We start from the raw sequence: 17,213 nt of genomic DNA, 5'->3' as shown, positions 1-17,213 counted from the left end.
TTACGCAGCGTCGCGATATTCTTCAGGACGGCACTTCTTATAGAGCCATTCCGTCAAAGGCAGCGCCACGAACAAACCGACATAAAGGCCTGTCGCATAAGTGAGAATATTGCTGGCCGCAGCCAACGCCAGAATCAGATCCTTTTGTTCCGGAATAACGCTGACTAACCCGCCGGTACAGGCGGCGAGCATACTGCCTGAGCCAACGCCGCATGACATGGCAAGCGCGCGGAAATCAAACAGTCCGAAACTGTGAATAATAGGCGGCAGTAGTGCAAAAACAAACGTGCCAATCAGGGTTCCGGTCGCATAAACGCCCATCACGCCAGCACCTTCAGGGCTATCAAGACCATACTTATCGGCAATCAAAGCCAGATTTGGCTCACGGTCGATGGAATAGGTAGCGCCGACAGTTTCACGTCCCATACGCAGCACAAAGACAGCTATCGGGAAGGCCAGTGCAATCGTGCCCAGGTTGCCAATTTCCTGCAAAACAAGAGCAGGACCGGCCGCAATGATATTATCAATCTGCGGGCCAACCGTCGTACCAAATTTGGCAATAAACGGCATAATGGCAATGGTGATCATTGTACCGGAAAGCTTGACCGAATCCGATTTCAGGACTTTGCCAGTTGCCTTAAGAATATTGGGATTGAAGACGACACCCAAAGCAAATGCGTAAAGCATAGGCAAAAAGATGACGGCACCAATACCGATGGATAATTTCTGGATGCCAATCAGTTCTGAAATAGAAATGATTAGCAGAACAAATGCATGCAACCAGATATGTCGCAAAGCAAATACGTTATTCCCCTTCACGCGGCTCTCCTTGTGGTTTTTTCATACGCGCTTTCGGGCAAGTATGATCAGTTTGCGCTCCAGCACCAGCCATCCCCGGAGGAACGCAGCGTTGCTTAGATGACAACGCTATAAAAGGTCAATGCGCTAACCAGGTAATGCTGCAAATGAAAATGGCCGAACCACAAGCTTAAAGGCCATCACACGACCTATTCATCTGTCGAAGCGAATTTCCTTGACGAGGTCAATCAAAGCGCGAAGCTTTGCCGGGACATGACGACGTCCGGAATAATAGAGATAGAGCCCCTCATAGGGCGGGGTCCAGTCGTCGAGAACCTGAATGAGACGCCCCGCAGCAACATGTTCACGGGTAGCGAAATCCGAAAGAAACGCGAGACCAGCACCTGCAAGTGCAGCCTCCAGCATCAGTCCGCTTTCATCCAGTACGAGCACACCGGGCACGTCAATCTCCACGTTCTCGCCGTGACGTGAAAACTCCCAGTGGTAAATACGCCCGCTTGCCATACGCGCACGTATGCATCGGTGATTACCCAGATCAGCAGGCTGTTGCGGCAGGGTTCTGCCCGTAAAATATTCCGGAGAACCAACCACCACCATACGTGCCTGCCGGATTACCGAGACGGCAATCATGTCAGGAGGGACGGCCTCCGCAAGCCTGAAACCGGCATCGAAGCCTTGGCCAATGATATCAACCAATGCCCCTTCGGTGACGACTTCCACCGTCATGTCTGGATAACGGCGCAGATATTCCAGCAGCAAGGGCTGCATCAGCATTCTTGCTGCTCCGATGGACGTGTTAATGCGCAGGGTGCCTGTCGGCTTGGCCTGCGAATAAGTGGCCCTTTCCAGCGCACCGTCAATGGCCGCAAGTGCCGGCATCACGTCTGCAACAAAGGCTTCACCTGCAGAGGTAAGCGCAATTGACCGCGTTGTGCGGTTGAAAAGGCGAACCGCTATTCGCGCTTCAAGCGTTGCGACCGCGTGACTGAGTGCAGAAGATGAAACGCCCAGCTCCCGCGCCGCAGAACGAAATCCACCAAGCCGTGCGACGGTGGTTACGGCTTCAAGTTCCGCAAAGCTCACCTTCATTGCGCAATTTTCCTCATCAACGTGTTGCTCATTGATGATCTTATCTTGTCACGTACGGAGTTGTATATCCCTGTTGAAGTCAAACAGGAGACTGAACGATGAAAATCATTGACCATATCTATATCGATGGAGCCTTCGTCACACCGCATGGTGCGGAAAGCTTTGCACTTTTCAACCCAGCCACTGAAGAAAAGATCGGTGAAGTCCGGCTTGGGGATGCTCAGGACGCGCGGATGGCAATCGCTGCCGCCAAGCGCGCGTTTCCCGCTATGCGCCGCACGACACCCGAAGAGCGCATTGCCATGCTCTACGCACTGCGTGACGCCGTTGCCGCAAAGCACGATGCACTATATGCAGCGATGGCAGAAGAATACGGCGCACCGCAATCATTCCTGGGCTTTGCAATTCCGCATGCCGCACAGGTCTTTGAGGAAGCGGCTAAAACTGTCGCTAATTACCCGTTCAGTCGCCGGATCGGCAACACTGAAGTAATCATGGAACCCGTGGGTGTGGCCGTGGCCATCACACCGTGGAACAGCAATATCAGCTTTATCTGTACCAAGCTCGCCACAGCGATTGCTGCGGGCACGACCATAGTCATCAAACCCTCGGAAATGAGTGCAATTCAAACCCAGGCGGTGCTGGAAGCCTTGCATGAGGCTGGACTGCCGAAAGGCGTGTTTAATGTGGTCAATGGATATGGCCATGTGGTGGGAACAGAGTTGAGCGAAAGCCCGGATGTTGCGAAAATCACTTTCACCGGCTCAACCGCGACCGGCAAGTCTATTCTGCGCAGCGCTGCCGAGACCTTCAAACGTGTCACGTTGGAACTCGGTGGTAAGGGGCCACAGATCCTTCTAGATGATGCCAATCTGGATGAGGCAATCCCGAATATTCTGGCTTCGGCGTTTCGCAACAGCGGGCAGGCCTGCATTGCCGGAACGAGATTGCTTGTACCGGCACACCAGCTCGAAACCGTAACGGAGCGCCTTCGCGATGCCGTTTCAGCAGTGAAAGCCGGTCCCTCCAGCGATCCCTCTTCGGAGATTGGTCCCATGGTCAGTGCAAAACAATGGGAGCGCGTGCAGTCCTATATTCGCCTGGGTCACGAAGAAGGTGCGCAAGTGCTCGTGGGTGGTGAGGGTCGGCCAGATGGCGTCGCTCGCGGATGGTTCGTGCGCCCCACAGTTTTCATAGGTGTTACCAATGAGATGCGCATCGCACGTGAAGAAATTTTCGGCCCGGTCCTGACCGTGATTTCCTATCGCGATGACGATGAGGCAATTGCCATTGCAAACGACACTGAATACGGTCTTGCTTCATATATTCTGGGTACGAACGCGGACCGTATGCGTCGGGTCGCACGCCAGCTTGAAGCAGGCCGCATTGTCATCAACGAAAAGCCGATGGACCCACAAGCCCCCTTTGGTGGCTTCAAACACTCCGGCGTGGGCCGCGAGTTTGGAGCATTCGGTCTGGAAGCATTTCTGGAGCCGAAGGCCGTTCTGGCTGCGGATGCTCTATAAAATTGTAAAAATCAAAACGTTGATCCTTTTGGATCGACGTTTTGGATATTCGACGCGATGGGAACAGATCAGACAGCCTATCGAATAACGCGCGCTCAGTCTGTGCCCAGAATTATGTCAAACAACAACCGGATTTTGGTTTAGCCGATAAACTTTATACCGTTGAGCCACTTACCTCGGCTGAACAATCGAGACCCATCTGGAACACGCATTCAAGCGCCTTACAATCCAGCCGAACCAGATCTGCGCTTGAGCAAAGGATCAGTGCTCTTTGGAATAATTTCGACCCGGCATAGCTTCCAGGCTCGTCCCGCAGCAAATCCCGTTATTAAATTCCGATGACTGACAGCCCTATAAATGCAGCAATGTCCACTCGTGCGGTAAATTCACAATGCCTATAGGCCTGATATACAAGGTAGAGTGAATATAATCTGATCCAACCCGACATCTATGACAGATACCAAAATCTACAGCGTTAAATATAATACAATCGTTAATTTAACATAAGGAAATTTGCTATGAATACGATTGAAAATCTGGATATCACAGATGCCGGGCCCAATTATATTTACGAAGTAACTGCAACGTTTGATACTAGCAACGTCCCTGTGAGTCCTAAGCCTGTCCTATACGCAACAGCTAAAAGAATAAAGATGACCCTTTCATCTACATATAAAGATGAGGATAAAGCTGCGCCAAATGTAGACGTAATTGTTCAGATAAACCCTCCTCCTGCTACTGTCACTCTTTTTGATGTAAATGGAGAATCCCAAGACCCCAACGGAGAAGGTCTCTATCCATTTACGACGGATAACACAGGAAATGTCACGGTTTATTTCGCCGGCTTCGCTGATGCGTATCATAAAATAGAGCCATATTCTGTAAGAAATGCTAGCTCGGAACCAATTTCTTACACTATATATGTTGGCGACTACACACAGGCAACAACTGCTATACCGGCCCCATCCGTTCCACTGAACGCAAACAATATACTCGAAATACCAACTATTAGTCCATTTTTTTATATGAACCTGATAGCGGCAGATGTTCTGACGGATCCGCAGGGATACACCTGTATCGCTATCATTAATTCCGTCAATTTTTACGTGGAGGATTATACGCAAGTTCTCGAATCCATAGGAATGAAGATACCATCCGCATATCTAACTACCGATAAAGATAATGAAATTGCCTATTTTCTCCAGAATGATATGGGATCTAGTGTTCTAACCTCGCCTACGTTGAGCTTTAAAGCTGTAGGCACACCTTATATTCATCCGATTGTTAACCCCGATCAGCCCCGCAACCTGACTGCACGCCCTGGCATGAATCAGGGGCAGACTTCGATCACCCCGAGTAACAGTTCATACATAACCATGCATCTGAAGAACAATTCCGAGGGCGGAGGTACAACAACTTATAACGCCGGTGATGTGGTCATATTCACCATGTATATTAACGGATATTATGCCCGGTCCAACACAAAAAAGGCCACTGTATTCGATTTACCGGCGATCACTATTCCGGCAATTTGCCCCGCAAGCATCAGTATGCAAGTCCCTTCGAACTTTTTAGAAGGGTTCGGGCAAAACCAGCAGAACACAGCGGGCAAATTTGAGGTAGATTATGTTGTTAAGCCACAAGGTGGCGGGGAAGAAAATACCTGGGGGCGCCCAGTTAATTGGCTTAAAGGAAATATATATACAGTAAATTCAAATTAAATTTGGCGTATTAGAGTATTGTTAATTTCATGTGATTAGTCACATATTAACTTATGTTAAAAATACAATTATTATTTTATATAATTACATAATTATATGATGGCGATGGCAATGTTATTTTCTCGAAGAAATATACTTATGTCATCGCCTGCCACAATCCTCATAAATAGTCAAAATATTTATTTATAATTCGACTATTATAGCTGAAATATTAAGTTCTAATAGGTACATTAGGCTAATTTGTGCTTCACTATTTAGTATTAATAGCAGCAGATCGGTATTGATCTCGGACTGCCGGCAACAATACAATAATTTGATAAGCCCCACGGCATCCTTCATAAAATAAAGGTATAATATCGATATGACTCAAGATAATTCACAGCCAAACAAAGATCCAAAACAGAATTCGGAAAACAGCAGCTCTACAACAGCTCTCGATGAGACTTCAAACAACACGGCCTACGGTCTCAACAGCATCGCTTCGGCATACTACTCCTCGGCTTATGGCGCGAATAGCACTGCGTCCGGTATGCGCGCTACAGCGATAGGGAGTGGAAGTCTTGCCGAAGGCGCATTTAGCAATGCCTTAGGAACGAACACCCAAGCACAAAGCACTGTGAGCACCGCCATCGGCACTGGCGCCAAAGCCTATGGTGCCTACGGCACTGCGGCAGGAGGCATGGCGATCGCAGAGGGGGACTACAGCACTGCGGTAGGCGCCAGTACGCTCGTGAGAGGAGCCAACAGCACTGCGGTAGGTTCCAATATTTACGTGGAAGGAGACTACAGCATTGCGGTAGGTATGTTTGCAAACGTTTCAGGAGCCAACAGCATTGCGGTAGGTGCGAATGTAAACGCGGCAGGAGCCAGCAGCATTGCAATCGGCCAGGGCAGTGCTGCTTCCGCCGACAGCAGTTCATCCTATGGTGCGACGAGCCTCGCTGGGGCTTCCAAAACCGTTGCTATCGGGTACGGCGCAAAAGCAACGAGTAGCGGCAGTACCACCATCGGTGTCGCAAGTGCAGCCACGGGCAGCAACAGCATAGCTTTTGGCATGAACAGCAATGCTTCAAATGTTGGCAGCACCGCGATAGGTGCAAATGGTGTGGCGAGTGGTGTCAACAGCTCCGCTTTGGGTCAGGGTAGCATTGCGTCAGCTGCCAATAGTACCGCACTGGGCTATGGTAGCACTGCAAATGGGATCAACAGCACCGCAACGGGTCAGGCAAGTTCGGCTTCAGGTGACTTCAGCATTGCAGCCGGCCAGGGCAGCAGAGCTACAGGAGAGGACGGAATTGCCATAGGTCAAGGCAGCGCAGCATCTGGAGATCTCAGCACTGCAATCGGAGCAGCGAGCACCACTGAAGGGCATTTCAGCCTCGCAGTAGGCCACAATAGCAATGCCGTAGCCGACAACAGTGTCGCAATCGGTCAGGACAGCATGGCAAGTGGCGTTGGCAGCACCGCGATGGGCCAGAATAGCAGGTCCTCGGACCTATATAGCGTCGCATTAGGGTCCGCGAGTGTTACTGCACCGCAGATCAGTACGCCTCAAATTAACATCTCTGGCAATATATATCAGTTCGCTGGCTCGAACCCACAAGCCACCTTTAGCATCGGAAATTACACAACAAACCGCATGACAAGAACGCTAACCAATCTCGCAGCCGGTAGAATCGATGGAAATTCAACAGATGCGATTAATGGAAGTCAGCTCTATGCTCTTGTACAGGCCATAGAAGCTATCAATACACGCTTAAATAATCCCGATTAACTAATGACATAAGTGGTCTGTGAACGGTCGGATCCTCGTTGAAGTCCAGCGTTCATTGAATAGCGGAGTGCCTCTAACGCCACTAAAAGTCCGATAAACATTTAATTTCAACAGATTACTATCGGTTCTGCTTCAACTTCCGTTAGGTTAAATTCACATTTGAGTTTTGCCTAACGGATTACCCAAGAGCAATCGAATTTCTGATACGCAATGAAGACAACTTTGCAAAAACAGTCCCCAAATGCGTCGAAATCAGTTCTCTGGTGCGGGGAAATATGCCGTTTCTCCACCCAAAGTTTGGTAATAAACTTCCTGGTTGAGTGTGCATCTGCTGCATTTTTCACCAAGCCAAAGCACAAAATTCAGACGAAACAGAGCCTGTGACAACTGTTGCATCAACGAGGCTCAACTTGGTGCTATTCGCCGTCAATATACCAAACCAATCACTTATAGAAAAGTGCGGCACCCATTGGATTCGTAGAATACAAAAGAGAAATCGTTATATTTTCAATTAACGATAATTAACTTGTAAGCTTAACCTGAGACATAAAATCATGGCGATTAAATCAATAACATTGACTCCACTAGATCCTATTGAATCTCCGGTAAAAGACCCGACATTTTTGCTTTGTGATAATAAGTATAAATACTTGTACGTATTATCACATGGTTGGACTGACATGCATTCTCCGACTAATCCTCCCCGCGGCCTCGCAAAGATAAATATAGCTGATCCTTATATATATGATGTCAAGTCAGACATGTTCTATGCGTCAGAAGCAGATAGATCCTACCCATTCTCGTTTAGCGATCTGGATGATTTTCTATTTGTTAGCGTGACAGACGATGGAAAAGGAACAAGCTGTATCGTTAAATCTAAACTGACTGGCAGCCCGTCGATTCCCATATACTCCAAAATACTGCCTACAGAAGCGCACGCCCGTTTTTATTCAAACGCATACGATTCACTGCAAAAGAAAATTTTCGCTTTTGCAGTGAACGAGGGAAAGGGGTCTATCAGCGCATTTCAATCAGGACAGTTCGAATATAACGTAACAACTAATTACAATTCTATTGAGTCGTTGACAATCGATAACCGTACTCAAACCTGCTATTTCATTCCTACTCAAGAGAGCATAATAGGATACTTTTCTACTTTAACTGCATCACCACAGATACAATACATTAACATACCAGATAAGGGAATTATGTATGGTGATAAAACTATTCTGGATACTGTAAATGGATTATTATTCATACCCATTTTAACGGTCGATGGAAAAAGAAAAATTCTCGCTTTGGACACCAACGAAAACTACATTACCCAATCTATAGACGTAAACGGAGAATTGGAATCTTTCAATTACCTGGTTCTGGATTCCCTGAGGCAACTTCTGTTCTATGTCACATCCACTCCGTTGGGGGAGCTGCACGTTACACCCATCAGTACCGTAACTTTCGATGTACTGGAAGAATGCCGCATTAGCCTTCCAAAAGGAACAGGTCAGCTACGCTCATTCGCGATCCACATACAAGATGATTTCGACGTTATCTATGGGGTAAATTTTTCCAATGGCATAGTACCTGTCAGGATAGATTTTACTAGAGATTAATCAAAGCCGCCGGCCGCTCCCTTCTCATAAACGTTCCTTTTGTGACTATCGGAGGATAGTACCGGGGTTATTTTGTAATTCTGGCGTAAATTCATCATGATCCAAGTAACAGGATTGACGATATTTTATGTAAACAATAAAAACACCAGGTATTGGACAATACCTGGTGTTTTTATTGTTTCTTGATAAAACCGTATTGACGGCTATTGTAGTTGTGACCATCGTTCGCATTTTACCGGCCGATTGTACAAACTCTGTCGTATAGTTGACGCCGCCATGAGCCAGCTCTTCGTTCTTAATAACTTGTCAAAATTTCATGTATGGACCAATTTGCTCCTGATATCGTGGCATTGTTAGCAAAGGATTTTCGCGCGAAAAGACCCTCCCAACTGCACAGGGAAAACCGTATCTTTCACCTTGGATAGCAAAGATCACTCATCCCAGCGCCGCCCATTATCAAGACACAAGGCAGCGCAAATTCTATGAGAATAGGCGCTGCCACCCTAACAGCATAACCTTGAGTGCAGCATGCCCTTTCTGTAAGCTTCAAATCCGAAAACTTGAAGCTCAGTGAGAATTGTAACTGTTGCGTTATGACCTCAATGATAAGGTTGGTGGAAACTGACTTCGGCGAATATATTTCGAAAGCGCAGATTTTCTACCCACGCAGCTCCACACACTATCCCAGACTGCTCAAATCATATTGACGTGGTGATAGCACCCTTCAACCAGGCCGTAGGACGGGACCATGTACTCTTATCGGCGCTGTTCTCAGGTTTAACGACGTAATCGATCTCATATCTGCCTGGAGAGTGACTTTGATTAGACCCATAACCTGCCAGAATATTGGCCGGTAGTGATATACATATATTCTCGGGGCAAGGGTCCTCAATAATGATAGGGGGCAGCTCAAATACATTGTTCTTTTGTACGTTGGATCCCGCGAAGTATCCATTTATAAACATGGTAAAAGTTACAGAATCACCAGTTCTGAATGTATAGCCTCCGCTTGATTCCGGTATATTTTTCAGTTTGAATTTAATATCAGAGATATTGCTTGGAGTGATGGCAGTTTGTCCTTCATTGAGAAGGGGGCGTGATTTCAAGGTGCGGTTTTGCCACGGACCAATTGACGGGTGTTTATAAGGTATTCCTTTAGCTTGAAAAATGAGCTTATCCGAGGTTAATCCACCACCCGCCGTATTATTCTCTATAAAGTAATAAATTTCATTATCTTCCACGGTATTCAGATAAGCGGACGGTACTTGCACTCCTTGAGGCAATAGTGCGGATGAATAATTTTGTTTTGTGAAGTAGCAAGAATTTGTACTAATGACACAACTAAAGGCATCTGGATCTATATCGTCATTTAAAACTGGAAAATGGACATTAAAGTATGGAGAATCAGTTGGTATATCCAGCGAGTTTTGATCGTTCAAATCGACGAAAGGCGCGGGCATATCTGTTGAAATAGTCGTACTGTCGCCGAAAAATATTACACACTCGGTTGGAGAAGAAGAACCATATTTCTGTGAGTATACCTGAATATTCTGATATATATTATGCGGACTGGCGAGATATAAAATAACACTGCCATCGACCCCTGTTTTTAAATTATACCTTCCTTCTTCAAAGCTTTCTACATGCTCTCCTTTATCATCGAAAACTACAAGCACATCAGCAGGAGGATTGAGTTGCAGAATAATGCCGAGATTGGGTGCAGGATTACCTCCATCTACATAAGTGGATGATATTACAATTTTTATTTTTTTTGACGTTAGGTATCTGACAGGAAATGCGCTTGTTTCAGCGCTATTACTGGAGAAAATTGCCCTTACGTCGTATATATACGTGTATGTATCTTCTATACTATTATCTAGCATCGTTAGATTCCTCGTTTAAAGAATAACGATTATTTTTATTCGATTTTATATTTTTATTTAACTGTCATAAATTAGGGGGTGCAAATAGACCTACCTCTACAGACCCTTGAGGTGGGCATCTATCCCGCTCGGTTACAACGAGTGGCGGCATAGGACGTTTGAGCGATATGCTAAGTGGGCTGATGTAACCGTGACATGCCCACCGTTGGGGGCCTATGGTTGTCATCGCAACCTATGATGCTGGCAATGAAAGATGGGCTTTAAGTTACTGGAAGCTCTCAATGTCACTGATAGGTTCTAATTCTGAGCGATGGGTGGCTAGAAGCCCCACAAAGACACAGATGGGGGTATTAAGGGTCACGACGGCCAAGTGGCTGGTTTGATACACGCTATCGATAATTTCCATGGTAAATGGGACGGCGATTATACCCCATTGGGTGGTGCCACATATATAGCAACAGACAAGGCTATCACTAACGCCGAGCTCGCTTCTGATGAAGCCAACACTTTCTATGCAACAACAAACGTCGTTTGGCATCACATCATATCAGAAGCATGCTATGTCCATTGGCACGATTAAAAGTCCATCCTTAACAGGACGGCTGCTTGGCAGGACTGAACAAAGCTCCAACGAACATTTTAAAGCAATTCTCAACGCTGTCCTGCACGTCGCGCAGTACAGTGACTGCGCTTGTCGGCGCCAATACAGCTTACATCGTGCTGGGCAGCCCATGAGAGAACGCCTATTGCGAAAGCTTCAATGCCAGACTCCGTGATGAACTGCTCAACGGAGAAATCTCTATACGCTTAAGGAAGCAAAGATCATCATCGAAGGCTGGCGACAACATCACAACACTGCGCGCCCGCATTCGTCACTGAACTACAAACCTCCAACACCCGAGGCCACCGTGTGGCTTCGACAAAATAGACCGGCTTCAACTCCGGAAGCGGCGCTCGGGCCGAGCATACATGAACATTAAACCCGGACCACCCGATGGGGGCAAACCAAATAGGCCTGAAGCGCTCGGAACGGCTTTCATGCGCAGTGACAGCAAAGACTGACGACGCAAGCCCCCGCATTTTGTCTTCACTCATTGCGCAGCCAATATCAAAGCGAGCGGTGTTTGCATTGACAGTCATGGCGTTTTCTCCGGCTTACCCTCATTCCGCGCGTCCTTCGCTGCTGTATCCTTGCCTCGTGGAAAACGGTAGCTGTGCGAGCAGAGGGGCGATCTTGCAGAAGCCGGCTACCAGACAGACAAGCGACCAAAGCTGGGCAGAAACCAATCCGAACGGCGCTGAGGGCGGAGTCCTTCCACGTCCGTTTTCCAGCAAAAGCCGCACCGAAGCACTGCCATGAGCCAATACCGGGATTCGTCGTATCAGCGTTATGTTCTCTTATAAACGAAATTTAATCTATCATATTTCAACATGTAAAGCGCTAAAGTAATAAATAAATAATATACTTGTAATTAATAATTGTCACATTTTATTATGTTTGACTAAACGGATAATAATTATTAAAATTACACTGTTACGAACGATGCGTTACTGATCTTTAATCGAAAATAATAAATACTATATTACTTATACATAATTTTCTTGATCTTATTACTTCATGAGGAACGAATGACCAACATCACTTTGAATGATCATTTCCATCGCACAGCCATAAACAACACTTCCGTGCCTTCCATATTGCCGGTGGCGATCGGGAGTGACGTAAGGCTGCAAGTCCTGTTCGAGGCTGCTTGATGCGAAACTGATTCAAACGGCATTGGCTTTCTCGCCTGTGCCGAAACGCATGGCATGAATACTTGGCCTGAATACGTGGAAATGGCGCCGACTGGCTGCCTCTTAAGCGTTCAGGCAGAATTATTTTGATGGGACATTTATTCCTAAAAGGAAATGCACATTGCCTGAAAATATGATTGTTACCGCTCGCACCCGTTTCGTTTCTTCTCGTACGAGACGCCCACACCTTTTGCGCAATTCCGCGTCAGCACTTGTGCTGGCGCAAGTGCTGCTGGCATCAGGCGGCGTGGCAAGAGCCGATGACACCTGGACAGGCGCAACCAGTACCGACTGGTTCACGGCTACAAACTGGGCTTTGGGAGCCGTGCCGACGACGGGTAGAGTGACGGCAACGACGTCTGCCAATGCACCGGTCATTGATGGGCAGACCGCGCAGGCTGCATATCTCACCGTCGGCAGCGGTGGCAACACAGTGCTGACAGGCGGCAACTTGACAATCCAGAATGGAGGTCAGCTGAACCTGAGCGGGACCGGTAATTCAGTCCAAACCTATGATTACATTTCAGGAGACAATCCAACTGTTACAGTGACGGGCAAAGGTTCAAAATTGATAACCGCTGCCGGAAGTTTTTTGTTTATTGGCTGGGAAAATAATAACAGAAGTCGAGGTAATGGAAGCCTGAATATACTTGATGGTGCTGAAGTAACAGTATCAAATTTGTCTTCGGGTTCCAATGTCGCAACACCGTCCACCTTGAAAGTAAGTGGCCTGGGCTCCGTGTTAAATATCCTCGGTGGTAACGGTGGGGGAAAATTTGGATATAGCAACAATAACAGTCTTGGAGCTGTTGTTGAAATCAGTGATGGTGGGAAGCTAGTCACGAAAACAAATTCTTTCACTGGTGCTAAACTCACAGCTACTGGGATTGGTTCTATTGTGGAATTCTCCAACAGTAATACAACAATACTGACAACAGAACAATCCGGGTTCAACGTGCTGGATGGCGGAGAGTTCGACCTAATAGGTACAAATACTAGCTATACTTTGGGCGGCAAAACCACTGTTGACGGTGCCGGGTCTGTCTTCAAAGACCAGTCCTTACAAGGAACACTTACACTCGGGATAAACAATGATGCGTCACCAACGGGCACCCTCACTGTTTCCAATGGGGGGGCGTTCCAATCCGCGAGAAGCCTTGTACTGGGAATTGGTTTGGCCGGTTCATCGGGCATACTGAACATCGGTGCCGCAGTTGGTGATGCGGCGGTAGCACCCGGCAGTGTGAGCGCAGATGGCGGTGTAACTCTGTTCGCCGAGGGTATAATCAACTTCAATCATACCGGCATGGATTATGTGTTCAGCCCTGCCATGAGCAACGGAACAACCACATCGATTGGTGTTATCAATCAGATTTCCGGCACGGCCATTCTGACTGCGGATAGCAGTTTTACCGGAGCCGTGACTATCACCGGCGGGGTGCTGCAATTCGGTAATGATACTGCTACCGGCAGTCTCGCCTCGGACAATATCATCACCGGGACAGATGCCACGAATAAAGGCACGCTGGCGTTTGGTCGCTCGGGTAGTTACACCTATGATAAAACCATCACCGGCACCGGCAATGTCATGGGTGTTGGCTCAGGCACCACGATCCTGACTGCCGACAATACCTATTCTGGTGGAACGGTGTTTTCGGGTGGCAGGCTTTCGGTTTCCGCGGATAGCAAGCTTGGTGATGCGGCCGGTGGACTGACATTTGATGGCGGGACTCTGCAAGTGACCGGCACGACAATGACCTCAACGGCCCGGGCGATCACGTGGGGTGCTGGCGGCGGTGGCTTTGATATTGCTGAGGCCAGCAATACATTCACTGTTTCCCAAGCACTTCTTGGTGGCGGTTCGCTGACCAAGCTTGGCGCAGGCACATTGGTCTTATCCGGCACCAACACCTATACCGGAGGTACAGAACTTGCGGCTGGTATTCTGTCGGTTGCAGCCGACAATAATCTCGGCGCTGCGGCTGGCGATCTGCGCTTTACGGGCGGCACATTGAAGCTCACAGATACGCTGAGTTCGGCCCGCACTGCCACACTGACGTCTGCTGGCGGGACGATTATTGTCGATGATACCAAGACAGCGACCTTCAGCGGTGTGTTTGCCAATGCGCTTGAGGCCAAAGGCGGTCTGACCAAGTCAGGTGACGGCACGCTGATCATGACCGCACAAAACACTTATACCGGCGACACGACGATATCAGGTGGTGTTCTGCAACTGGGTGATGGTGTTACAGACGGGTTTATTGCAGGCGACATCGTCAATAATGCCAGCCTTGTCGTCAACAATATCGATGCGACAGCCTTATCTCAGGTGATCAGCGGCACCGGCTCGCTCACGCAGATGGGTACAGGTACCCTGACCCTGAGCGGTGACAACAGCTATTCGGGTGATACCAATCTCAATGCCGGTACTATATCGGCCAGTCAGGATGATAATCTTGGTGGTGTTGCTGGCGCCCTGAACTTCAACGGCGGCACCTTGCAGGTGACAGGCACAATCTTTGACACCACAACGCGGACAATCAACTGGGGCGCAAATGGCGGTGGATTTGATATTGCCGATGCTGATAACACATTCTCGCTGGCAACCATCTTTACCGGTGCAGGTGCGCTGAACAAGCTTGGCACTGGCACACTGGCGCTGAGCGGCGACAGCAGTGCCTTCACTGGCCAGACCAATGTCAATGCAGGCCAGCTGCGACTGGATGATGGCGCGCTTGGTGGTGCCGTCAATGTCAATAATACCGGTGCATTGGGCGGAAATGGCACGATTGGCGGTACAGCTGCGGTTGCTGATGGCGGCACATTGTTCGGGCAATCCAATCAGGTGCTCGCGTTTAAAAGCGGCTTAACGCTTGCAACAGGCAGCCAGACCGATGTGACCCTTAATAGTGGGCCGTCGAACGATGCGCTTTTTGATGTGACCGGCGATCTTGCTCTGAACGGCCAGCTCAATGTTCAGACTGGCAGCGTTACACCGATTGGTGTCTATCGCATTTTTGATTATTCCGGTGCTTTGACCGCAAACACCATGACCATCGGAACTGTGGCAGAGGGCAATGTCAGTGATTATTCATTGCAGACTGCTGTCAATCATCAGGTCAATCTGGTGAACACAGGTGGACGGGAGTTCTTCTACTGGGATGGGACAGGACCGAAGAATGATGGTGTTATTGATGGCGGTAATGGCACATGGAGCCTGGCAGACGACAACTGGACGGATAAAGACGGTCAAAATAATTCCGCATGGCTCGTGGATTCTTTTGCTGTGTTTGAAGGTGCTGCTGGTACGGTTACGATTGATGCGGGTTACACGCCAAGCGTCAATGGCATGCAGTTCATGACGGACGGCTATCGGATTGAAGGTGGAACTATCACCCTTGCCGGTCAAGGCGATCAGCTGATCATTGTCGGCGACGGCTCCCTTGAAAGCGCGTCGATGACAGCGACCATCGCCTCCGTAATCCAAGGAACTGAAGGCCTCACCAAGTCAGGTACAGGCACATTGGCGCTGACAGGTGCAAACACCTATACCGGCGACACAAAAGTCACCGAAGGCACGCTTGAGCTGGGTGATGGCGGCAGCCTTGTGGCAACCAGCAATATCATACTCGCCAGCACGCGTTATGGTGTCGGCACACTGGCAATCAACAAAACCGGTGCCTTTACCTTGTCCAATCAGATCAGTGGCGAAGGTGCTGTTGTTCAGCGCGGTGCCGGCACCACGACCTTTGCGGGTGATAACAGCTTCTCCGGTGGGTTGAGCGTTGAGAAAGGTGTAGCGCAGGCTGGTATTGCCGATACGGCATTTGGTACTGGCATGGTTGCAATCGGGTCGGGTGCAAAGCTTGATCTTGCAAACTTCAATGAGACAATCGGCGGACTTGCAGGCGGGATGACGGGCGACGGTGATATTACACTCGGGTCAGGCACGCTTACCCTCAATCAGATGCAGCATGATGACTTCTCAGGCGTGATCTCCGGCACAGGTGGCCTCACACTCAGTCAGGCCAGCACCAGCTCTCTGACACTTTACGGCGCAAACACCTATTCGGGTGATACCAACGTTGCTGGTGCAAAACTCATTCAGGGTGCACAGGGCGCCTTCAGCGGAACATCGGCCTATTCGGTGGCTGATGGCTCGGCCATTGATCTGGGTGGGTTCTCCACCAATATGGCAGCGCTTTCCAACTCTGGTGCCGTTAACTTTGGCGGCACCGGCGGAACCGTGCTGAACATAGCTGGTAATTACACCGGTAATGGCGGCACGCTTGCGATCAACACGGTGTTGGCCGACGATAATGCAGTGAGTGACAAGCTTCAGGTGAGTGGCAACACATCCGGGACTACCAAGGTTCAGGTCACCAATCGTGGCGGCCTTGGTGCTCAGACGGTCAACGGCATCAAAGTGGTTGATGTGAATGGTCAGTCGAATGGCACGTTTACATTGAATGGCGATTACACCACCAAAGATGGACAGCAGGCGCTCATGACCTCGTCGGCCTATGCCTATACGCTGCAGAAGAACAGCAAGGCTGATCCCAATGATGGCAACTGGTATCTGGTTAGCCAGAACACCAAGCCAAATCTGACCAACCCGACAGATCCAACCAATCCGACAAACCCCACAAATCCAACCGATCCGACTGACCCGACAACGCCAACGGGTCCGCGTTACAGTGCGGCAGCACCCATCTATGAAGCCTATACCGCAACGCTTCAGGCGCTCAATCGTCTGTCGACCTTGCAACAGCGGGTGGGAGATCGCTATCTGGGCCAGCAGGCAACACAATCGGCAACACAGGCGGCAACACAGGCTGACGCCGCCAGCAATGCTGCGATCTGGGGTCGTGTCGAAGGCGCGCATAACCGGCTGGAAAGCGGTTCGACGGCCGGTGATCTGCATCAGGACATCAATACCTTCATCATGCAGGCCGGTGTTGACGGTCAGTTTTTTGAGAACGAGAACGGCAAGC

General features: G+C 48.9%; 8 protein-coding genes and 1 pseudogene. 6 read left to right on the top strand and 3 right to left on the bottom strand.

All coding sequences use genetic code 11. From position 1 onward, the window contains the following. Together CEV32_RS00410 and CEV32_RS00405 are read right to left on the bottom strand one after the other, a co-directional pair. Positions 1-819 (bottom strand): DUF3100 domain-containing protein, encoded by an 819-nt coding sequence (locus tag CEV32_RS00410; RefSeq protein ID WP_094573466.1) that lies wholly within the window; start codon positions 817-819, stop codon positions 1-3. 192 nt (positions 820-1,011) lie between these two features. Continuing rightward, positions 1,012-1,908 (bottom strand): LysR family transcriptional regulator, encoded by an 897-nt coding sequence (locus CEV32_RS00405; protein ID WP_094573465.1) that lies wholly within the window; start codon positions 1,906-1,908, stop codon positions 1,012-1,014. Positions 1,909-2,006: 98 nt separating this feature from the next. Between CEV32_RS00405 and CEV32_RS00400 the strand changes: the two genes are divergently transcribed. The 4 genes from CEV32_RS00400 (at position 2,007) to CEV32_RS00385 (ending at position 8,542) form a co-directional block, all read left to right on the top strand. Then, positions 2,007-3,434: an aldehyde dehydrogenase family protein gene (locus CEV32_RS00400; RefSeq protein WP_094573464.1), complete on the top strand. Its 1,428-nt coding sequence runs from the start codon at positions 2,007-2,009 to the stop codon at positions 3,432-3,434. 518 nt (positions 3,435-3,952) lie between these two features. Then, positions 3,953-5,155, top strand: a complete 1,203-nt coding sequence (locus CEV32_RS00395; protein WP_094573463.1) for a hypothetical protein — start codon at positions 3,953-3,955, stop codon at positions 5,153-5,155. A 361-nt stretch (positions 5,156-5,516) separates the two neighbouring features. Then, positions 5,517-6,929 carry a hypothetical protein gene (locus CEV32_RS00390; protein WP_094573462.1) on the top strand — a complete coding sequence of 471 codons (1,413 nt, stop codon included), beginning with the start codon at positions 5,517-5,519 and terminating at the stop codon, positions 6,927-6,929. A 554-nt stretch (positions 6,930-7,483) separates the two neighbouring features. Then, positions 7,484-8,542, top strand: coding sequence for a hypothetical protein (locus tag CEV32_RS00385; protein ID WP_094573461.1), 1,059 nt, complete (start codon positions 7,484-7,486; stop codon positions 8,540-8,542). A 698-nt stretch (positions 8,543-9,240) separates the two neighbouring features. Here CEV32_RS00385 and CEV32_RS00380 read toward each other — a convergent pair. Further along, positions 9,241-10,425, bottom strand: coding sequence for a hypothetical protein (locus tag CEV32_RS00380; RefSeq protein ID WP_094573460.1), 1,185 nt, complete (start codon positions 10,423-10,425; stop codon positions 9,241-9,243). 687 nt (positions 10,426-11,112) lie between these two features. Here CEV32_RS00380 and CEV32_RS00375 point away from each other — a divergent pair. Together CEV32_RS00375 and CEV32_RS00365 are read left to right on the top strand one after the other, a co-directional pair. Beyond that, positions 11,113-11,405 (top strand): annotated as a pseudogene (locus CEV32_RS00375) (integrase core domain-containing protein); the annotation flags it as partial. Positions 11,406-12,340: 935 nt separating this feature from the next. Beyond that, positions 12,341-17,213, top strand: a 4,873-nt coding sequence (locus CEV32_RS00365; RefSeq protein WP_143128769.1) for an autotransporter-associated beta strand repeat-containing protein, incomplete at its 3' end; no start/stop codon positions are given.

This window comes from Brucella rhizosphaerae, from assembly GCF_002252475.1.
GTDB classification, from domain to species: Bacteria; Pseudomonadota; Alphaproteobacteria; order Rhizobiales; family Rhizobiaceae; genus Brucella; species Brucella rhizosphaerae.
Note: the sequence above shows the minus strand (reverse complement) of the source record. Positions and strands in the feature narration are given on the sequence as shown.